At 70.6% G+C, this 20,327-nt stretch carries 20 protein-coding genes and 3 pseudogenes; 8 read left to right on the forward strand and 15 right to left on the reverse strand.

All coding sequences use genetic code 11. The features are described from left to right. Positions 1–20: 20 nt before the first annotated feature. From G4G29_RS00595 to G4G29_RS00615, 5 genes and pseudogenes are all read left to right on the forward strand, one after another. On the forward strand, positions 21–917 hold the full coding sequence (locus G4G29_RS00595; RefSeq protein WP_183151468.1) for a sugar isomerase: 897 nt from the start codon (positions 21–23) through the stop codon (positions 915–917). 23 nt (positions 918–940) lie between these two features. Further along, positions 941–1,933, forward strand: coding sequence for an ROK family protein (locus G4G29_RS00600; protein ID WP_244632285.1), 993 nt, complete (start codon positions 941–943; stop codon positions 1,931–1,933). A 126-nt stretch (positions 1,934–2,059) separates the two neighbouring features. Next, a pseudogene (locus G4G29_RS00605) lies at positions 2,060–2,725 on the forward strand (PfkB family carbohydrate kinase); the annotation flags it as partial. Between the two features lie 145 nt (positions 2,726–2,870). Then, a pseudogene (locus G4G29_RS00610) lies at positions 2,871–3,709 on the forward strand (class II fructose-bisphosphate aldolase). 94 nt (positions 3,710–3,803) lie between these two features. Next, positions 3,804–4,580, forward strand: a complete 777-nt coding sequence (locus G4G29_RS00615; protein WP_183151469.1) for a DeoR/GlpR family DNA-binding transcription regulator — start codon at positions 3,804–3,806, stop codon at positions 4,578–4,580. 243 nt (positions 4,581–4,823) lie between these two features. Here the strand turns inward: G4G29_RS00615 and G4G29_RS20925 are convergent, their stop codons facing one another. The 7 genes from G4G29_RS20925 to G4G29_RS20930 all read right to left on the reverse strand — a co-directional run bounded on the left by G4G29_RS20925 (position 4,824) and on the right by G4G29_RS20930 (position 11,602). Next, on the reverse strand, positions 4,824–5,357 hold the full coding sequence (locus tag G4G29_RS20925; protein WP_244632635.1) for a CHAT domain-containing protein: 534 nt from the start codon (positions 5,355–5,357) through the stop codon (positions 4,824–4,826). After that, entirely contained in the window at positions 5,264–7,267 is a 2,004-nt protein-coding gene (locus tag G4G29_RS00620; protein ID WP_244632286.1) for a hypothetical protein, read from the reverse strand. The genes G4G29_RS20925 and G4G29_RS00620 overlap by 94 nt, the downstream gene beginning before the upstream one ends. Before the next feature lie 216 nt (positions 7,268–7,483). Continuing rightward, a complete protein-coding gene (locus G4G29_RS00625) occupies positions 7,484–9,046 on the reverse strand; it encodes a S8/S53 family peptidase (RefSeq protein WP_244632287.1) in 1,563 nt (520 codons plus the stop codon). A 56-nt stretch (positions 9,047–9,102) separates the two neighbouring features. Next, positions 9,103–9,558, reverse strand: coding sequence for a hypothetical protein (locus G4G29_RS00630; protein WP_183151470.1), 456 nt, complete (start codon positions 9,556–9,558; stop codon positions 9,103–9,105). Next, on the reverse strand, positions 9,555–10,235 hold the full coding sequence (locus tag G4G29_RS00635) for a sigma-70 family RNA polymerase sigma factor (protein WP_244632288.1): 681 nt from the start codon (positions 10,233–10,235) through the stop codon (positions 9,555–9,557). The genes G4G29_RS00630 and G4G29_RS00635 overlap by 4 nt, the downstream gene beginning before the upstream one ends. 57 nt (positions 10,236–10,292) lie before the next feature. Then, positions 10,293–11,291 (reverse strand): MFS transporter, encoded by a 999-nt coding sequence (locus G4G29_RS00640; protein WP_244632289.1) that lies wholly within the window; start codon positions 11,289–11,291, stop codon positions 10,293–10,295. Further along, a complete protein-coding gene (locus G4G29_RS20930; RefSeq protein WP_244632290.1) occupies positions 11,288–11,602 on the reverse strand; it encodes a hypothetical protein in 315 nt (104 codons plus the stop codon). The genes G4G29_RS00640 and G4G29_RS20930 overlap by 4 nt, the downstream gene beginning before the upstream one ends. A gap of 167 nt (positions 11,603–11,769) precedes the next feature. On the opposite strand from G4G29_RS20930, the pseudogene G4G29_RS20935 reads away from it, so the two are divergent. Both G4G29_RS20935 and G4G29_RS20940 read left to right on the forward strand, forming a co-directional pair. Next, positions 11,770–11,835: pseudogene (locus G4G29_RS20935) on the forward strand (ArsR family transcriptional regulator); the annotation flags it as partial. Positions 11,836–11,930: 95 nt separating this feature from the next. After that, positions 11,931–12,266, forward strand: coding sequence for a hypothetical protein (locus tag G4G29_RS20940; RefSeq protein ID WP_244632669.1), 336 nt, complete (start codon positions 11,931–11,933; stop codon positions 12,264–12,266). Positions 12,267–12,271: 5 nt separating this feature from the next. On the opposite strand, the gene G4G29_RS20945 is transcribed toward G4G29_RS20940, so the two are convergent. The 8 genes from G4G29_RS20945 to G4G29_RS00680 form a co-directional block, all read right to left on the reverse strand. After that, the gene (locus G4G29_RS20945; protein ID WP_244632291.1) at positions 12,272–12,481 is read right to left on the reverse strand and encodes a hypothetical protein; all 210 of its coding nucleotides are present in this window, start codon (positions 12,479–12,481) and stop codon (positions 12,272–12,274) included. Continuing rightward, positions 12,478–13,383 (reverse strand): aromatic acid exporter family protein, encoded by a 906-nt coding sequence (locus tag G4G29_RS00650; RefSeq protein ID WP_244632292.1) that lies wholly within the window; start codon positions 13,381–13,383, stop codon positions 12,478–12,480. Before G4G29_RS00650 ends, G4G29_RS20945 begins: the two co-directional genes overlap by 4 nt. A 155-nt stretch (positions 13,384–13,538) precedes the next feature. Next, a complete protein-coding gene (locus G4G29_RS00655) occupies positions 13,539–14,225 on the reverse strand; it encodes a hypothetical protein (protein WP_183151471.1) in 687 nt (228 codons plus the stop codon). After that, a complete protein-coding gene (locus tag G4G29_RS00660; protein WP_183151472.1) occupies positions 14,225–15,139 on the reverse strand; it encodes an ABC transporter ATP-binding protein in 915 nt (304 codons plus the stop codon). Before G4G29_RS00660 ends, G4G29_RS00655 begins: the two co-directional genes overlap by 1 nt. Beyond that, entirely contained in the window at positions 15,136–15,525 is a 390-nt protein-coding gene (locus G4G29_RS00665) for a GntR family transcriptional regulator (RefSeq protein WP_183151473.1), read from the reverse strand. Before G4G29_RS00665 ends, G4G29_RS00660 begins: the two co-directional genes overlap by 4 nt. A gap of 222 nt (positions 15,526–15,747) precedes the next feature. Then, positions 15,748–16,266, reverse strand: a complete 519-nt coding sequence (locus tag G4G29_RS00670) for a MarR family transcriptional regulator (RefSeq protein ID WP_183151474.1) — start codon at positions 16,264–16,266, stop codon at positions 15,748–15,750. 10 nt (positions 16,267–16,276) lie between these two features. After that, on the reverse strand, positions 16,277–17,899 hold the full coding sequence (locus tag G4G29_RS00675; RefSeq protein WP_183152718.1) for a polyketide antibiotic transporter: 1,623 nt from the start codon (positions 17,897–17,899) through the stop codon (positions 16,277–16,279). After that, positions 17,899–18,891: an ABC transporter ATP-binding protein gene (locus G4G29_RS00680; RefSeq protein WP_183151475.1), complete on the reverse strand. Its 993-nt coding sequence runs from the start codon at positions 18,889–18,891 to the stop codon at positions 17,899–17,901. Before G4G29_RS00680 ends, G4G29_RS00675 begins: the two co-directional genes overlap by 1 nt. Before the next feature lie 90 nt (positions 18,892–18,981). Between G4G29_RS00680 and G4G29_RS00685 the strand changes: the two genes are divergently transcribed. Next, a complete protein-coding gene (locus tag G4G29_RS00685; protein ID WP_244632636.1) occupies positions 18,982–20,148 on the forward strand; it encodes a methyltransferase in 1,167 nt (388 codons plus the stop codon). Positions 20,149–20,327 lie beyond the last annotated feature (179 nt).

The raw sequence follows: 20,327 nt of genomic DNA on the forward strand, positions 1-20,327 counted from the left end.
TCGCTGGAAAGGCCCCCTTCATGACGGAATCGCTGCCCGGCGCGCACATGCGCGAAGAGCTCTTCTCCCAGCCCCAGACGTGGGCGACCGCCGCCGACCTCACCGCCGAGCAGGCCCAGCTCCCGGCCGCCGGGACCCGCATCGCGGTCGTCGGCTGCGGCACGTCGTGGTTCATGGCGCAGTCGTACGCCGCCCTCCGCGAGTCCTCGGGCCAGGGTGAGACCGACGCGTTCGCGGCGTCCGAGGCGTTCATCGATCGCGGCTACGACGCGGTCGTCGCGCTGACCCGCTCCGGCACGACGACCGAGGTGCTCGAACTCGTCGAGCGCATCAAGGGGCGGATCCCGACCGTCGGCGTGATCGGCGACCCGATCTCACCCCTCGTGTCCCTCGTGGACGAGGCGATCCTGCTCCCGTTCGCCGACGAGAAGTCGGTGGTGCAGACGCGCTTCGCGACCACGGCCCTCGCGCTGTTCCGCGCGTCGCTCGGCGAAGACCTCACCGCGGCCATCGCCGACGCCGAGGCCGTCCTCACCGAGCCGGGAGACGACGAGCTGCGCGATGCCGAGCAGTACACGTTCCTCGGACGCGGATGGACCATCGGCCTCGCACACGAGGCGGCGCTCAAGCTGCGCGAATCCTCGCAGTCGTGGACCGAGGCCTACCCGTCGATGGACTACCGCCACGGTCCGATCGCGATCGCGGCTCCCGGACGCGTCACGTGGCAGTTCGGAGAAGCGCCGGAGGGGCTTCCCGCCCAGGTCGAGGCCACCGGCGCCCGGTTCGAGCAGCGCGAGATCGACCCTCTCGCCGACCTCGTGCGCCTGCACCGGACGGCGTTGGACCGTGCGGTCGCACGAGGACTCGACCCCGACCAGCCCCGCAACCTCACGCGATCCGTCATCCTGGATGCATGACGCAACCTCGCCAGGAGCCGATCATGATCGACGGTGACGCGGCGGCCTCCGTTCCCGACGTCGAACGCGATGCCGCGGGTGAGAAGCTCGCCCGCGTGCGCACGCTCGGGGCCGGCGCCCCCGTGCTGGCGTTCGACGTCGGCGGCACCGACATCAAATCGGCGCTGTTCGATGCCGAGGGGACGGCGCTCGGCCTGCGACGCACGCCCACCCCGATCGTCGAGGGCGACCGCACGCAGGCACTCCTCGAGCGTCTGGCCGTGCTCGCCGCCGAACTGCGCGCCGCGCATCCCGACACCGTGCCGCAGGCCGTCGGCCTCGTGGTGCCGGGGATCGTCGACGCGGATGCCGGGCTCGGCGTGTTCGCCAGCAACCTCGGCTGGCACGACTCCCCGTTGCGCGACCTCGCATCCGCGCGCCTGGGTCTGCCGGTGGCGTTCGACCACGACGTCCGCGCGGCGAGCTGGGCGGAGCGCCAGCTCGGCGGGGCCCGCGACTACGCCGATGCGGTCGTGCTCGTGATCGGCACGGGGATCGCGGGGGCCCTGCTCGTCGGCGGCGTCCCGTACACCGCGGGCGGGTACGCGGGCGAGATCGGACACTCCCCGATCGCCGACGGACCGATCTGCGCCTGCGGCGCGCGCGGCTGTCTCGAAGCGGTCGCATCAGCCGGAGCGATCGCCCGCCGCTACCGCGACGCGACCGGCGTCGCACCCGACGGGGCGAAAGACGTCATCGCCAGGGCAGCCGCAGGCGACCGGGCGGCCGCGGAGATCTGGAACTCCGCGCTCGACGCACTCACCATGTCGTTGGCACAGCTCACGGCAGTCGTCGCGCCGGAGGCCGTGGTCATCGGCGGCGGCCTCTCCCGTGCCGGCGGTGCGCTGTTCGACGAGCTGCGCGAGCGACTCGCCGCACGGCTGAGCTTCCACCGCATCCCCGCGCTGGTCCCGGCCGAGCTGTCGGGCAACGCCGGGCTCCTCGGCGCCGCCCTGCGTGCACGGGAGCTCACGTGATCCTCACCGTCACCCCCAACCCGGCGCTCGACCTGACCTGGCACGTCGACCGGCTCGTGGAGGGCGGCTCGCATCGTGCGGACGCCGGTGCCGCGCGGGCTGGGGGCAAGGGCCTCAACGTCGCGCGTGGCGCACGCCGAGGGGGCGAAGACGCTCGCGGTCACCACCTCGGGCGGACGCGTCGGCGAGGAGTTCGCGGCCGAGCTCCGAGCCAGCGGCGTTCCGCACGCCCTCGTCCCTGTCGCCGCGGAGACCCGTCGCAGCATCGCCATCGTCGACGATGCCCTCGGAGACACCACGATCATCAACGAGCGCGGACGGAACCCGGCCGATCCGGAGTGGGCGGCCCTGCTCGCCGAGGTGGTCGAGCGGCTGCCCGGTGCCAAGGTCCTCGTCATCTCGGGCAGTGTGCCGCCCGGCGCACCCGACTCCCTGCTCCCGATGCTCGTCGCGGTAGGGAAGGATGCAGGTGTGCCCGTCATCGTCGACACCTCGGGGCCCGCGCTCCTCCGTGCTTCGGATGCCGGCGCCACCGTGCTGAAACCCAACGCGGCCGAACTCGTCGAAGCCACGGGGATCACCGACCCGGTCGAGGGCGCACGGTCGCTGCTCGCCCGCGGCGTCGAGCTCGTACTGCTGTCACTCGGCGCCGACGGCATGCTCGCGATCACGGCATCCGACGTCGTGCACGCCCGACTCGACGCACCCCTCGCCGGCAATCCCACCGGTGCCGGCGATGCCGCGGTGGCCGCATGTGCCGTGCTGTACGCCGAGGGGGTACGCGATCCCGAGCGGGTCCTCCGCCGTGCCACGGCCTGGTCGGCCGCCGCCGTGCTCACCCCGCTCGCGGGCGACATCTCCCGCGCTGGACCACGCTCGAGCAGCAGCTCCACGTCTCACCCCACCCCCACCCCGCTCCGCTCCGGAAGGACCCCTCGTGACCCTCGTCTCCGCTCGCGACCTCGTCTCCGCCGCCTCCCGTGCCGGCACCGGCATCGGTGCGTTCAACGTGATCCACCTCGAAACGGCCGAAGGGCTCGTGCGGGCCTCCGCGCTCGCGCAGCTTCCCGTCATCCTGCAGATCTCGCAGAACTGCGCCGACTACCACGGCGGCCTCGAGCCCATCGCGCTGGCCACGATGGCGGTCGCTCGCCGCGCGCAGACTCCCGTGGCGGTGCACCTCGACCATGCGGAGCGCCCGGAACTGGTCGACGAGGCCATCGCGCTGGGCTTCGGATCGGTCATGTTCGACGGAGGAGCCCTGCCCTACGACGACAACGTCGCGCTGACGGCCTCGGTCGCGGAGCGCGCCCACGCGGCGGGGGTGTACATCGAGGGAGAACTCGGCGAGGTGGGCGGCAAAGACGGGGCGCATGCCCCCGAGTGCGCACCGACCCCGACGAGGCGCGCGCGTTCGTCGAGGCGACAGGGGTCGATGCCCTCGCCGTCGCGGTGGGCTCCTCGCACGCGATGACAGACCGAACCGCATCTCTCGACCTCGACCTCATCGCCCGACTGCATGAGGCGCTGTCGGTTCCCCTCGTGCTGCACGGGTCGTCGGGGGTCGCGGATGCCGTGATCGCCGACGCCGTGCGTGCAGGCATGACCAAGGTCAACGTGTCGACCCACCTGAACGGGTTCTTCACGCGGGCGGTGCGCGAGAAGCTCGAGGCCGACCCTCGTCTGGTCGATTCGCGCAAGTACCTCGCCCCTGCGCGTGACGCACTGGCGGACGAGGCTGCTCGCATGCTCCGGCTCTTCGCACTCGCATCATGATCGCGCCGCAGCTCTGTACTCCGGTCGTAGGCTTCCCGGCGACGGCTGCGACCTCGCGCGCAGAGGGCGTCGGGGGCGGCGGAGAAGGAGCACGATGAAACGGGCGGCGCGGCTCAACGCGATCCTCGACCTCCTGGCCGCCAGCGGCGAGGTCACGGTGGACGACCTCGTCGAGCGGTTCGGGGCATCGTCGGCCACCACCCGGCGCGACCTCGACTCCCTGGCCGAGCAGCGCCTGCTCACGCGCACCCACGGCGGAGCGGTCGCGCAGACCGTCGCCTACGAACTGCCGATCCGCTACAAGAGCCACCTGCGCACGCATGAGAAGGCCAGCATCGCGCAGACGGCCGCCGGGCTGGTCGCACCCGGCATGGTCGTCGGGCTGTCGGGAGGGACGACCACGACGGCGATCGCGGCTGCCCTCGCTGCGCGCGACGACCTCGCGGGCAACGGCGGCATCACGGTCGTCACGAACGCCGTCAACATCGCCGCCCAGCTCGCCACCCGGCCCGACATCAAGGTCGTGGTCACCGGAGGTGTCATCCACTCACGCAGCTACGAGCTCGTCGGCCCGTTCGTCGAGCAGCTGCTGCGTGGCGTACGGCTCGACATCGCCTTCATCGGCGTCAACGGGATGGATGCCGCCGCCGGCGCCACGACGCAGGACGAGCGCGAGGCCGCCGTGAACCGCATGATGGCAGAGCGCGCCCGCCGGGCCGTCGTGGTTACGGACGGCAGCAAGCTCGGCGTCGAGGCCTTCTCGACCGTGGGGGGACTCGACCTGTTCCCCACCGTGATCACCGATGCCGGTGCCGACCCCGCGGGGCTCGCCGCCCTCCGTGCCGCGGGATACGCGGTGCTGGTCGCCTGACGCCGGACACCCCGAAGGCCTCGACGTCCCCAGAACGTCGAGGCCCCCTGAGGGCATCGCGGCAGTCGCCGCAGCATCCCCGAGCAGATGGTGTCCTGTCGTACTCACGCTCCCCAGCGCGCGCGATTCCCCAGATCCGACTGCGCCTCCCTCGCGCCTCTCCCTTCGAGGCCCTTCGCATGGCACCTTCCGAAGAACAGGAGCGTCCGGCATCCGTTCTGATACACCGATTGGAGAAAAAGGTCAGAATCCGTCGCCGTGGCATTGGAACGGGGCGCTGAGCCCGGTGTCGATGGTGGCCCTGGCGAGCGCGACAGCCGGTGCCACCCCCTCGGAGAGGCCGGTGTGCACGGCGCTCAGCAGCTCTCCGGCCACGTCATCCGGTACGGCGACCGGAGCGGCGATCACGCACGACGAGCCCGCGTGCAGCCACACCTGCGTCATGCCCAACGCCTCTTCGCCCCAGCGCACCGACGAGCGTCCGAGCTCGCACGCGGAGAGGATCACGGTGTCGGGGACGCGCGGGATCAGGTCGACGTCGTAGCCGAAGAGGATGCCGTCGGCCAGCTCGAAGCCCGAGAACAACGGGTTGTCCACCGCATGCCTGCCATGCGCCGCGATGTGCAGCACATCGGATCCGGCCGCGAGTTCCGTGACCGCTGCGACTGTCGCGGCCGAGCCCGTCACGACCGTCGTACCCGAGCCGTTCCAGGCCGACGCGGCACGGTCGACCTCCTCCTCGGCGCGGGCGACACGAGGGCCGGCCGCGAATCCGATGGTCGACGGGCGCGTCCGGGTGTGCGCCCGCCCGCTGAGCAACCGCGACACCGAGGTCGCGAGAGTGAACGGGACGCCTGCCATCCTGGCAGCATCGCCCACGGCACCCCGCCGAGGGCTCCGGGAACGGTGATAGCCACGTGGTCGGCGGACGACGCGGCGGGGAGCAGCGGTGCGAGCAACGCGGCGTCGAGGAGTCCGAGCCGCGCGGTGAGGGCCCGCTCCGTCACCGCGCCCATCAGTCCGCCACGGGTCATGGCGGCCATGTCGAGGTCGGCGCGGAGGCCGTCGAGCGCCGTGCGGACCTTCACCCAAGACAGGTCGACGATCGTCGCTCCCGACGCGGTCACCACCATCCCCTGCAGAGTGGAGCCGGTGAAGACGTAGGAGAGCACCGCGGTGCGGGGCGGGAGCAGGGCGATCGTCTCAGCGAGGCCGAGCCGTTCGAGCGTGCGGCCGGACCCGGTCATCGCCCACTGCCGCTCGCGCACGCGGTCGCGGACGGCGCGCACCCTGGCGTCCGTCGTCCAGTCGGCACCGGCCAGCTCGGCCCGCAGCATCCGCAGCTCGGCCAGATCCTCGGCGAGGGATTCGTCATGCGGAGGACGCACCGGGGCGACCTGCTGACTGAGATGCCGCGCCCGCTCCGACCACTCGAACAGCGTCGCGGGGTCTCGCAGTCGTGCTGCGGCGGAGAGCCCGGTGAACATCAGGTCGCTGCCGTGCATGGCCGCCGACGCCTGGAGGTCGAGGGCGCCGAACGACTGCTGCCACGCGGTGAGCAGGTCGAGCCCGGCGGCGGCCGCGCGCAGGGCCGCACGGTCGTTCCCTGAGGCCGCGGCACGTGCGGCCCGAACCTCGTGAGCGCGCAGTCGCAGCGGCGTCGGGGCGGTGTCGTCGATGCGCGGCAGTCGCCCCGTGCCGTCGCGTCGGGCGTCGAGGCGGAGCGTGGTCGCCTCGGTGTGGAATCCCGCTCTGTCGAGAGCCTTCGCGGTGCGGGTGAACTCGTCGAGGTCCCGTGGGCGCTGAGGTTTCGATCGGTGCAGAGCCTCGAGGCGCACGGCATGCGCGCGGGCCGCCCATCCGTGGCTCTCGAGGGCGAGGAACCGCCGCGCGGCGGTCCGCGCCGTTCGTTCCGCCCCCGTCGGGTCGTGACGCACGAGCGACCGTGCCAGGTGGAACTCCGCCTCGGCTCTGGCCTGCCGCATCCGCTGGGCGCCGAACTGCCTGGCCACGTGCGCGAGCAGGTTCTCGGCCTCGGTGGTGAGGCCGGCGTCGCGGAGCACCTCGGCGCGGTCGAGGTCGCTGATCGCCGCGGCGAGGTCGCTCGTCGCGGCGAGCGTCGGGCGTGAGCGCGTCATGAGGGTGAGTGCGGTCACGAGATCCCCGCCGAGCAGCGCCGCGTATCCGAGGTTGTGTCGTGCCTCCGCGAGCGGCTGCTCGTCGTGGTTCGCCTCGTACACGGCGACCGCGCGCTCCAGGTCGTCGACGCAGAGGCCGAGCTCGCGCTGCTGCATCCGCACCACCGACCTGTTCATGAGGCAGTTGGCCAGCTCCGTGGTCTCCTCGCCCTGGGCGGTGAGCGTGTCGATCGCGCGCGTGAGCATGCTCCCGGCTTCGACGAGCGTGCCGCCGTGCATGAGCAGCGTGCCGAGCTGACCGCTCAGCAGGGCCACCGTCTCCGCGCGGAGCCCCGCCCGGCCGAGCGCGGCACGGCAGAGCTGCTCGGCGGCGGCCGGTCGCCCCGTCTGGGCCAGGACGTACGCGGTGGTTCCGTCGATGCGGGCGCGCAGGTCGGGATCGTCGGTGCGGGCGGATGCGGCGTCGAGCACGCGCCGCGCCTGTGCGAACCGACGCGCGTTCGCCGCTTCGACTCCGCGCCGGTGCAGCTCGATCGCGGACAGGGGCATCGCTCCAGGATGCCCCTGCCCGGGGTCTGCGCGGAAGAGCGCGCCGGGCGGACCCTCGGCCGGCGGGACACCTGTCGGAAGTGAGCACGTTCGTCGGGCGACAGGCCGTGTTCCCGTCCGACAACCGTGCAACCATCCGACAGGTGTCCCGGCAGGTGGGGACCGGCACCAGGACGAGCCGCCCGCATCGGTACGGACGGCTCGTCCCGGGGTGCGTCAGTCGGGATCGACCGGGGTCGGGAGCGACTTCACGACGGCGGCGACCGCCTTCGCCGCCGCAGCAGGGTCGATGCCCGAGACGGGCACCATGCCGAGCTGCGCGGCGATGCGTCCGGCGACGTACGGAGCCGCGAACGAGGTGCCGCTCCAGATCGCGAAGCCGCCGCGGTAGTCGTCGGGGTCGATCGTCTCGCGGCGGAGGCCGTCGACATCCGCCCGCGTCGCCGCCTGCGTTCCGCCGACGAACGCGGGCGAACAGCTCACGACTGCGGCGCCGGGCGCGTATGCCTGCACCCAGGGTCCGACGTTCGAGAAGAGCGCGACCGACCGCGCCGACGGGTTCAGTGCGCCGACCGAGACGAGCGGTGCGTCGTGGTCCGGCTGGATGCCGTTGTCGGCGCCCGGCCACGGCCACAGCGACGCCGGGAACGAGGGGCGGTCGATCGCGTCGTTCCCGGCGGAGCACACGACCACGCAGCCGAGTTCCCGCGCCTTGGCGAGCAGTCGATGCAGGGTGAGGCTGAAGAGTCCGTCGGTCGGCGTCTCGTGGTAGTAGCTCAGCGAGAGGTTGAGGACGTCGATCGGGAAGCCGGTCGACGGGTCGTCGCGGTGGCGGGTCAGCAGGGTGACGACCTGGGCGACGGTCTCGAGCAAGGTGCTCTCGTCGACCACCCCGAGTGCCCCGGCGACGCGGATCGAGAGGATGTCGGCATCCGGGGCGGCCTGCCGGATCAGTCCAGCGATGAAGGTGCCGTGCCCGGCCACGGCATCGATCTCGCCGTCCAGCTGTCCGTACAGATCAGGGTAGCGCTCGGGGTCGGCATCGTCGGTGAGCCCCACCGGCACCCCGTCGAGGTCGATGCTGCGGGTCACGATGTCGGCGGGCAGCCACGCGTGCTCGCCGCATCCCGTGTCGAGCACGGCGACGACCGGGCGTCGGCCGCGTTTCGGAGCGGGGCCTCGCGCCGGCGCGGGACCCAGCCAGGTCACCGGTTGCCTGGCGCCACGGCCCGGTTCGAGGTAGTCGTCGCTTCCGCCCGCACCCGCACCGCGCACCGGGTTCGTGCGCGTGAACGGATTGGTGCGTGTGAACGGGTTCGTGCGCGTGAAGGGGTTGAGCCCGACCGGGTCGATCGACAGCACATGGTCGAGGCTGGTGCGGGGCATGGTCGACCGCGACATGCGTCGCGCGCGCTGGAGCACGCGCCACGCATCCGGCGCGACGGGGACTCTCCGCGCACCGGCTCGTCGGGGTCCGCAGCCGCGCGCGGAGGAAGCCGGGGACTCCGGGCACCAGTTCGCCGTCCGGGGCCGCCACCGCGCTGTCCTCGACCTCGAGCTGCCACCCGAACGTGTCCGCCGCATCGCGCAGGGTCCGGACTCACGGTCGAACGCCTCCTGGTCGCCGAGATTGCGCGTGATCAGCAGGCGCTCCGGCAGGTACGCGGTGGGGAAGGCGCGGATGCCGTCGACCGGTTCCGTGCTCGGATCGAGGGCCGTGCCTCGACGGATCGATCCTTCCGCGCGGTCCTGCCAGGTCCATCCCTTGGGCTGCTCCATCGGTCATCCTCTCGGTGCGGTCGCCTCACGGCGTCATCGACGGGCGGGGCCCGTTGTCACAGCTCGAACTGCGGGGTCGCGAGCGTACGCGGCTCGTCCCCGATCTTGGTCGTGAGTCGCACGCGGGTGAGGCCCGGCGGCACCTCGTCGAAGACGAAGCGCCCGGTCTCCTCCGGTGAGGTGCTCCTGGTCGTCTCGCCCTGCGTCAGGACGATCTCGGCGGCAGCGGTGTCGACCCAGCCGTCGACGCGACGGCGTCCCGATGAGGTCCGCGTCACGTGCAGGAGGATGCTGGTCGAGCCGTCGCTGAACTGGAGGGTGAGCGCATCGGCGTCGCCGCGCACGGACCCCAGCTGCCCCTCGACGAGCGTCAGGAGCGCATACTCCCGATTCAGGCCGTCGGCGGCGACGGCGGCGACCATGCGGTCGATGAGTGCAGCCGGCACGGGATCGACCTCGCTCCAGACCGTCCGGAGGCGTGCGAACATCTCGGCGTCGTCCTGGGTGCTCATGCCCATCCTCCTGCCGGCGCCGAAGGGGGTGCGTCGAGGAGTGCGCGAAGCTTGGACAGGCACCGGTTGCGGGTCGGTCCGATGCTCCCGACCGGCATCGCGAGATCGGCGGCCAGCCGGGCGTAGTCGGGGCGGTCCTCGAACGCGATGACGCGCAGGAGCCGCTGGCAGCGCTCGTTCAAGCGGCGGACCGCCGCCCACAGGCGTCTGTTGTCGTCCCCGAGGGTCGCGTGCTCCTCGGCGGATGCCTGCTCGGGGAGCAGCATGTCGAGGTCGTCCGACTCGGCGGTGTCGACCCGTCCGTGCGCCTTGGCGATCTTCCAGGCCTCGCGGCGGGCGGTCGTGGTGAGCCAGGCCGACACGGCCCGCCGATCGCTGATCGACCCGTGTCCGCGCACGAGCTGAAGCCACGTCGTCTGCACGACGTCTTCTGCGAGCGTGCGTTCGAGCCCGTACGCGCGCACCACGTGCCACAGCACGGGCGTCATCAGTCGTACGAGCTCGTCCATCGCGCGGCTGTCGCCCTCGTGCCATGCGCCGAACAGATCGGCGGCGCGCTCCCAGCGTGCGCGCCCGTCGTCCGAGGCAGGACCGAGAGCGGCGCCGGGTGCGCCGTCGATCATGAAGCCCATTGTGATCACACCTACCAGGAGCACGGCAAGAGCATCCTGATACATGTCCGGATCCAAGAATTCCGCGGGTGCTCGCGGTCGGTCGGATCCGACGTGAGGGAGTCAGTCGTTCTCGAACTGCTTCGCGTGCTCCGCCCAGCGCGATTCGACCGGAAGAGCGCGCAGCGCGCGGTTGCAGATGGCGAGCACGGCGGCGAGGATGCAGAGGGCCGCGCAGAGCAGAAGGGTCCCTTCGCGTCCGATCCAGGTGAGTCCGAACCCCGCGATGAGCGGAGCCAGGGGCATCGCCCCCATACCCAGGACGCCCATGGCGCTGTTGGCGCGACCGAGCAGGTGCGACGGCGTCGCGACCATGAAGTAGCCCATCATGCCGGCGTTGAGTGCCGGAAGCAGCAGCACCGACCCTCCGAGCACCACCCCGATCGCCCAGGGCTCTGAGACCACCGACAGCACCACCGCTCCGATCGAGACCACCGACAGGCCGAGGATCGCCAGGATGCCGGCCCTGATCCGCGGCACCAGGAGCGGTGCGAACAGGGCGCCGACGAGCATCACCGCGCCGAGCACCGCGCTGAGCGTGCCGATCAGGAGCTCGGAGTGTCCGTCCTGCTGCAGGGCGTAGATGACCGTGGTGATCGCGGCGTTGAAGCCGAGGTTGATGATGGTGATGATGAGCATCACGCCGCCGAGATCGCGGCGACCGAGCAGCCAACGGAACCCCTCCCGGAGCTCACGCCACGCGTCGGGCGCGACGGCCGCCGGGATGTCGGCCACGTGTTCGTCCTCGTCCTCGACCGCACCGGTGTCGACGACTCCCGCGCGTCGCGCCTGGCGCCCCAGCATCCATGCCGTCACGGCGGCGATCAGATGGCAGGCCGTCATCGCGACGCCCACGAGCCACCCGCCGACGCCCAGCAGGAGTCCGCCGAGCGGACCGCCGGCGAGCTGGAGTGCGGCGTCGCGTCCCTGGTTCGCCGCCTGCGCGCGTCCCATCGCATCGTCGGGGACGAGCTCTTTGATCGCGCTCTCGCCGGCGACGTCGAAGAGTCCGCTCCGCGCGGCGAGGAGGACGTCGATCACCAGCAGCGAGGCGAAGGTCATGGCATCGCCGAGGGCGAGCAGGGTGAAGCCCCGGCGAGCACGATGCCGATGAGCGAGCCGAGGAGCATCAGGGCGATGCGTCGATGCCGGTCGGCGAGGATGCCCCCCGCCAACGTGGTGAGCAGGCGTACGACCATGCCCGCGCCGCCGATGATGCCGGCCTGAGCCGGATCGTTCGTGACGATGAGGGCGAGGAGCGGGATCGCGAAACCGAAGAGCGCCGACGCGAGCCCCTTGCTGGTGTCGCTCACGAGCCAGGTGAGGTATCGGGTGTTGCGCCACAGGCGATGGGGCTCCGTCACGGTGGTCATGCGACGAGACTAGATGCGCAAGAACAATTGCGCAAGTGGAGTTGCGCAATTCTTCCTGCGGGTAGGATCGGCACATGACGGAGGACGGCCGGAAGGGCACGAGCGACGACCCGGTATGGATGACCTCGGCCATGCTCAAGGCCTACTCGCATCCGCTCCGGCGCCAGATGCTCCGACTGTTCTCCCGACGGGAGTTCCTCCGCGCCGCCGACATCGCCACGGAGCTCGGAGTGCCGGCCAACAGCGCCAGCTTCCACCTGCGCGCCCTCGCGGACGCGGGGCTCATCGAAGAGGCGGCCGACAAGGCGCGTGACCGTCGTGACCGCGTGTGGACCGGTCGCAAGGGGCGCTCAACGTCGGCGGACCGGAGAGCCCGGTCGCCGATGAAGCGCTCGGAGTCGCGGTGGTCGCAGCGCTGGTCGAAGACCATCAGGAACTGCTCCGCCGCGTGCTGGCGTGGACGCCGGAGTACGTGGCCGGGCGCACGGCCGAGGTGCACGCCGCCTTCACGCAGCGCACGATCCGACTGACCGAGGCCGAATTCGACGAGGTGATGGTGCGGATCAACGACGTGCTGAGCGCCGCCGACGACGCCCACGACGACGCGGATCCCACCGGCCGCTATTGGCAGATGGACCTCGTCGCCGGCGACGACACCATCTGACCCGACTACTCGTCTTCGCCTGCCGGGGTCGACGGCGGTGAGCTGAGGATGAGGATGCGGCGCAGGTGCATCGCGATCAGCACGCCAGGACCCAGGGATCGCCGTGCATCGATCGTACGGTCGTCGACACGTTCGACGAGCAGCCGGATGGCACGTGCCGCCTCGCCTCGTCGCCGGTGCCCCGCCGGCGAGGAGGGGTCGTCGTCGGCGATCACCTCGGCGACCGCGTGGCAGGCTGCGGACAGCGGTTCCGGCAGGGCAGGGTCGAGGGCCAGCGCGCCCGGTCGGTCCCAGATGGTGTCGGCCGTGGCGTCCGAGATGTCTCTGATGAGGTGGGCGATCCGGTCGAGGCTCGCAAGCTCGTCGTGGATGTGGCCGGTCTCGGCACGGCGCCCCCGCACGCGGATTGCCGCGCCTGCTCGTCCGCGTCGGTGAGAGCCGTCCGCAGCGACATGGTCGTCTCGGCCAATGAGGCCGCATCGTCCACCCACTGCTCGTGCTCGGGCGGCCATGACTCCGACACCGCGTCGCCGATGTCGTGCAGGTGCGCGCTCAGTCGCGCCCGGAACGCCTCGATCCTCGCGGCCGCGACGGCGGTCAGCGGGGCGGGGGCGATCAGCAGGTTCACCACGAGTCCGACGACGACCCCGACCGCCATCTGCGTGAGGTAGCCCAGCGAATAGTCGTCGGCGTTCTGGCCGCCGATGATCAGCACGAACAGCGCAGCCATCGGCACGTATTCTCGTCCGACGCCGAACCAGCCCGTTCCCGAGACGAGAACGCCCAGCCCCACGACCAGGGGGATCGACCACCACGTCGGACCGACGGTGAGCACGATCAGCGTGGCGAGACCGATCCCGGCTGCGAGGCCGAGCAGCGTCTGCAGGCTCGACTTCGCCGAGCCCATCAGCGTGGGATACATGCTCACGAGGGCGCCGAGCGGAGCGTAATAGGGGTAGTCGTCGGTGACGCCCGGCATGTGCGGGGCGATCGCCCAGGCCAGCCCGACGGCGAGCATCGTCTTCGCCACCAGCAGCAGCCGCGCCGGGAGGACGGCCTCGTGCAGGGCGCGGGCGACACCTGAACGGCGAGCCTCGAGGCGGGGAGAGACCTTCACGCGCACCGAGCGTAGTCGCGGTCGCATTCGGCGGAAACCGGGTTGCCTGCGCCGAACCCGACCGCTAGAGAGCACGGGCGCGGCCGGCTCGGAACGACGGATGCCGCGGCCGCACGGGGGTGCGGCCGCGGCATCGGCGGGTGATGCGGTGGGGGTCAGGGGATCGTCCGACGGAACGCGAGGAACGAGACGCCCGTGAAGATCGCCGTGAGCAGAAGGCCCCAGAGGGCGAGCCCGAGAGCACCCAGGTCCATGATCGCCGCGCCGACGTGATTCCACAGGTCGAGGCGCGTCGCCAGGAACACGAGTCCGATCAGCACCAGCGAGAGTCCGATGCTCACGATCATGAGCACGAGCTGGCCCCAGCTCTTGTAGATCGTCGCGCCGGTGAAGCCGAGCACGAAGAAGAACAGGGCGAGGGTGAAGTACACCACGAAGGCACCGAAGGGTCCGGCATCCCACAGCCACGGCAGGTAGAACACGTAGCCGTTCACGCCGTAGCCGTTCGTGGCGACCTCGATGCCGCCGCCGATCAGGAACAGGATGCCCATGAGCGCGCTGCCGAGGATCGCCGTCAGCAGCGTCCCGAAGAAGAACTCCCTGCGGGTGATGCTCATGGCCTGCGAGAACGGGAAGGTGAGCGTCATCGCCGACATGCCGACCGCGAAGAAGTACCACAGCGGAGCCTGACCGCCTCCGCCGTATTTGGGGGTGTCGACCGGGATCATCGCGTAGATGATGACCGAGATGACGACGGCTGCGGCGAGGATGATCAACGGATACCAGACGAACGTGCCCTTGTTGATCAGCTGCAGGCGGATGACGTTGAATGTGCGTCGCATCAGCGGGCCTCCTCTTTCGTCGCGGCGTCTCTGGTGGCGTGCGCGTCGGTCTTCTGCGTGAGTCGGACGACGAGCTGTTGGAGCGACACGGGCGCCAGATCGAGACCGGATGCCGTGATCTCCGCGCGCTCTTCCGCCGACACCGTGCCGAGGACCGTGACCGATGCCACCCGTCCGAGCGCCTCGCGGTGCAGCACCTCGCGGCCCTCGACCCAGGCGTCGACCTTGGCGGCGTCTCCGACGACCGTGACGGCACGGTCGCGGACGGCATCCGTGTCTTCGTTCAGGAGGATTTGGCCGTTGTCGATCACGATGACCTTCTCGATGAGGTTCGACACCTCGTCGATCAGGTGCGACGAGAGGATGACCGTGCGCGGGTGCTCGGCGTAGTCCTCGACGAGGCGGTCGTAGAAGATCTGGCGGGCGACCGCGTCGAGGCCGAGGTAGGGCTCGTCGAAGAAGGTGATCTCGGCGCGTGAGGCGAGCCCGATGATCACTCCGACGGCGGAGAGCTGACCGCGCGAGAGCTTCTTGATCGTCTGCTTCATCGGCAGCTGGAACTCGTCGATGAGGTCGTCGGCGAGTGCCTGGTCCCAGTTCGGGAAGAACAGGCTCGCGGCCTTGAACGCGTGCTTGGGGTACGCGTCGTCCGGGTACTTCTGGCTCTCTCGGACGAAGCAGATCCGGCTGAGGACGTGCGCGTTCTCGTATGGGTGCTCCCCGAACACCTTGATGGTGCCGGAGGACTCGAAGTTCTGGGCCGTGAGGATCGACATGAGTGTCGTCTTGCCGGCGCCGTTGCGGCCGAGGAGGCCGTAGATCGCGCCTCCTTCGATGGCGAGGGACACGTTGTCGAGCGCTCGCTTCTCCTTGTAGCGCTTGCTGAGGTTCTGCACCTCGATGACAGCGGTCATGCGGGGGTCTTCCCTTCTGTGTCGATGGTCTGTGCGGCGCGCTGCCTGAGCAGCGCCGCGAGGTCGTCGGCGCCGAGCCCGAGTGTGCGGGCCTCGGCGAGGAGCGGATCGATGTACCGGTCGGCGAACAGTGCGCGGCGCTCGCCGAGGAGCACCTCCCTCGCACCCTCGGCGACGAACATGCCGATGCCCCGGCGCTTGTACAGCACTCCCTTGTCGGTGAGCATGGCGACTCCCTTCGCTGCGGTGGCGGGATTGATCCGGTAGAACGCGGCCAGTTCGTTTGTGGAAGGAGCCTGGGTCTCCTCCGCGAGCGAGCGGTCGAGGATCGAGTCCTCGATCTGCTCGGCGATCTGGAGGAAGAGCGGCTTGCCTTCTTCGATCACGAGTCCTCCGGTTGGTTAGTGGGTTACTTACTCGACTAAGTAACCATGGAACCCGGACGCGTGTCAACCCCTGATCTCCCCCGGTCGTCAGCGGGCCGGGTGTCGGGAGGGCGAACGGACGGCGAGAGGAAACGAGCCGAACGGCCCGACATCCGTGCGATCGCCCGACAGGTGACCCGCGAGAGCACGAACCGGGGGCGGGACGGGGCCGAGGGGGAGGGGTCAGGCGTCGCGGCGGAGGTCGCGCCAGTCCTCGACGATCTGCAGCATCCGCACCGAGAGGAAGCGGAAGAACTCCGCGAGCTCCTCTGCGCGTTCGCGGGCGCCGTCGTCTTCGGACTGCTCGGCGGCGATGGCGTCGATGTACTCGGACAACCGCGAGTACACCGGCATGTTCCCCACGATGGACGCGTAGAACGGATCGTGCACGAACTCGTAGCGGTCACGACGGTCGCCAGGACGGGAGCGCCGCTGGATGAAGTGCAGCTGCTGCAGGTACCGCACCGCACCGGAGACGGCCGCGGCAGAGACGCCGAGCCGTTCGCCGAGCTGAGCGGCCGTGTACCCGCCCTCTGGCGCGGCGACCAGGGCCATCATCACCCGCGCCGGCATCCGCGCCATCCCCGCGGCGGTCATCATGGCGGCGGCCTGTTCGGCGGGCTCCACCCCGCGGTGGTCGGACGACGAGTCGAGGTCGTCTGCGGCGTCGATCACGTCGCGGTCGCTGCTGTCGTCTCGCATCTTCTCGTCCTCAGGCGCCGGACGCCAGCTCACGCCGTCGCATCAAGGTGAGGGCGGCGGCACCTCCCGAGGCGAGCGCCAGCACCAGCCACCACAGCCCGCGCACGTCGACACCACTCCCATCCACTACCGGAGTGACCGCGAACGGAGAGAGATTCGCGCTCCATTCCGGCAGGCCGAACAGCGGCCCGAACATCCCGAACATGGCGGCGAGCAGTACGAGACTCCAGGCGACCGCCGTCGTCGCACGGGGGATCAGTACGAACACCAGAGCCGTCAGCACCGCGAACACGGCCGCCGCGACCGCCTGCCCGAGTCCCGCGACCGCGACGATGCGGTACAGCGACTCGTCGCCGTCGTTCGACCACACGCCGATCCACCCCGCCAGCACCGCCGCGCCGACGACGATCAGCACTGCGACGACACCCACGACCACGAAGTCTGCGAGCCAGCGCACGCGTCCGACCGGGGCCGCGAGCACGGCCTCGGCGGTTCCGTGCGCCTCTTCCTGCCGTGCCCGGACGACGGTCTGCACGGCACAGCATGCGGCGAGGATGCCGAGCAGCGTGAAGAAGACCGTCACCACGACCTCGTCGAGGCCACCCGTCGCACCGCCGATCTTGGTCAGGATCTCGGCCACGGCCGGGTTCTCTCCCGAGATCTGGTCGACCAGACCGCCCAGGGTCGTGGCGAGGATGCCGGTGATCGCACCGCCGACCGCCCAGCCGATGATCGAGCCCGACGTGAGACGCCACACCAGGGCGTGCGGCGAAGCCAGAGCGGGTCGTGCCGACACCCGCCCGCGGCGCTCCGCCACGAAACTCGCGTCGATGTCACGCAGCGACTGCAGGGCGATGGACGCCGCGGCGAGCACGAGCCCGAACGCCAGCCCGAGCAGCATCGGCCAGGCGAGGTCGGCGTCGTAGGGGCGCGTCTGCTCGGCCCATCCGAATGGCGAGAGCCACGCCGGCCACGCGCTCACCATGCTCGTGAGGTCGTCGCTCGGGGTCCCTGCCGCATTGCCGATACCGCGGATCAGGAACGTCGCGACGAGCACCCATACCGTGAGGGAGTTCGCCCCGCGCGAGGTGCGCATGAGCTGTGCCGCGAGCAGCCCGATCCCCAGGAAGGCGATACCGCACGCACCCGCTGCGGCGCCGGAGAGGAGCGACCCTGCCGCCGGAAGGCCGGTTGCGAGCAGGGCGAGAGCGGTGAGCGCGGCGAGGACGACGTTCGCGACGAGGCCGTGCACGAGGGTCGCGACGGTCGGCAGTCGGCGACCGGCGGGGGTGGCCCACACGAGTTCGGCACGACCCGCCTCCTCGTCTCCGCGGGTGTGGCGCACGGCGAGGAAGGTGCTCATGAGTGCGGCGAGCAGCGCCAGCCACGGCAGCACCTCGAACGCCAGGAACGCGCCCTCCGAGGTGCCGGATGGCAGTCCGCGGAACATCAGGATCACGGGGTTCGCCAGGGCCGCGGCGAGGATGTTCTGCCGGTCGGCGAGCGTGGAGTACGACTGGGTGACCCCGGCGTACCCGGCGAAGGCCATCAGTGCGGTGCCGACGACCCACAGCATCAGCTGCAGTCGGTCTCGCCGCAGTCTCTGCCGCAGGAGGATGCCGAATGCGGTCATCACGCGCGACCCTTCAGGGCGCGACGCTCGCGGCGGGTGGCGGGTTCCGCGTCATCCGTCCCGCCGTCTTCCGCGGCTTCGAGTGTCGCGAGGTCGTCGCCGTAGTGGCGCAGGAAGAGTTCTTCGAGCGAGGGTGGGGCGACGCGCAGGTCGGTGATGCCGAGGGCGGCGAGCGCGGGGAGCACTGTGGCAGTGCGGTCGCTGTCGACGGCGAGGCGGATGCGGTCGCCCTGCTGCTCGGGGTCGTGCACGTCGGCGATGCGGGCGACCTGCTCGAGGGTGGCTCCGGCGGGGGTGAACGACACGTCGCTGCGCGTGAGGTGTCGCAGCTCCGTGAGCGTGCCGGATTCGACGATGCGGCCGGCGCGGATGATCGACACCCGGTCGCACAACTGCTCGACCTCGCTCATGATGTGGCTCGACAGCAGCACGGTCGCGCCGTTCGCGTGTGCACGGGCCACTTCGCGCTGGAAGATGACCGCCATCAGGGGATCGAGGCCGCTGGTGGGCTCGTCGAGGATGTAGAGGTCGGCGGGAACGGCGAACGCCGCGATCAGGGCGACCTTCTGCCGGTTGCCCTTCGAGTACGCGCGGCCCTTCTTGCGCGGATCGAACTGGAACGCGTCCATCAGTCGCTTCTTCTCGTGCTGGTAGGTGGCGTCTTTCGTGCGAGCGCCGCGCAGCCGGGCGAGCAGGTCGACGGCCTCACCTCCGGACAGGTTCGGCCAGACGCTGACGTCGCCGGGGACGTAGGCGATGCGTCGGTGCAGGTCGACGGCATGGCTCCAGGGGTCTTCGCCGAAGACGGTCGCCTCGCCCGAGGTGCGGCGTGCGAGACCGAGGAGGATGCGGATCGTGGTCGACTTGCCCGCGCCGTTCGGGCCGAGGAAACCGTGGACCTGACCGGGCTCGACGATGAGGTCGAGCCCGTCGAGGGCGTGGACATGCCCGTAGTGCTTGGTGAGATCCTGGGTGGAGATGACGGTGGTCATGCGCGGGAGCGTACGCCCGATTCACAAAGTTGTGAATCGGGAAAAAACAACGCATGCGAAATCCTTACGGCGCCCGCGTACAGTGGGCTGGTGCCGGAGTTCCCCTACAGCCGCCTGCGCCGCTGGCCCGACGTCGAGGCGGAGAATCTCCAGGCGTATGACGCCACCGATCTGCTGCTCGTCGAACGGGCGCTCGCGTTCGACGTCGCAGGCGCCGAGACCGTGGTGATCGGCGACGAGTACGGCGCGATCACTCTGGCGCTCACGGCCGCGGAGCGAAGCGGTATCCGTGTGCATCAGGACCTCGCGACAGGGCGTCGTGCTCTCGCGCGCAACGCCGACGAGCTCGGACTGTCCGGCTTTCACTCCCATGAGCTCGACGCGGACCTGCTCTCCGCGGCGCGCCTCGTGCTGCTGCAGTTGCCGAAGTCGCTCGCGGAACTCGAGGAGATCGCCGATGCCGTGAGCCGCTGGGCAGCTCCCGACGTGGTGCTCGTCGCGGGAGGGCGGGTGAAGCACATGACCCTCGCACAGAATGACGTGCTCGGGCGCAGCTTCGCGAATGTCCAGGCACAGCGCGCTGAGCGGAAGTCGCGGTTGATCGTCGCCTCCGACCCGCGCCCGGCGCCCGCCGAGCCGCCGTTTCCGGTGACCGCACGGCACGATGGGCTGACTCTGGTCGCGCACGGGGGCGCCTTCGCCGGCGTCCGTCTCGACATCGGCACGCGGGTGCTGCTCGAGGTGCTCGGTCTCGGTGGTTCACAACTCCTCGAGAACGGGCCGGAGAACGGCGGTTCTTCCGGAGTTGTGAACGGCGACCAGGCGAGCCGCGTGCTCGACCTCGGCTGCGGCACCGGTGCGCTCGCCGTCTCATACGCGCTCGCGCACCCCGAGGCGCAGGTCACCGCGACCGATCGCTCGGCGGCTGCGGTGGCCTCCACCCGGGCGACGGCGGAAGCCAACGGGGTCGCCGACCGCGTCTCGGTCACACACGACGATGCGGCATCCGAGATCCCGGACGCGAGCGTGGACGTCGTGCTCCTGAATCCGCCGTTCCACCTCGGCACGAGTGTGCACACGGGAGCCGCGACGCGCCTGTTCGAGGCTGCCGCGCGTGTTCTCCGCCCCGGTGGAGAGCTCTTCACGGTCTACAACTCGTCGCTCGCTTACCGCCCGGAACTGACCCGCCTGATCGGTCCGACCGAACAGCTGCACCGCACCCCGAAGTTCACGGTGTCGCGGAGCACCCGGCACTGACGCTCCCTCTCGGGGGGTCAGGAAACGCCGCATGTGCGCGCTCGCGCGCGGCGTGTCTTGACCCCTTGCCTGGTGGGTGCGTGAGGGGGCGAGAGCGAGGCGAGGGGAAGGAGACCAATTCCCCGGTCAGCCGCGGAAACTCGAGTATGTTCGACGGCCAGGATTTGCCCCTGATCGGC

It is taken from the genome of Microbacterium sp. Se63.02b, from assembly GCF_014171575.1.
In the GTDB taxonomy this organism is placed as follows: Bacteria; Actinomycetota; Actinomycetes; order Actinomycetales; family Microbacteriaceae; genus Microbacterium.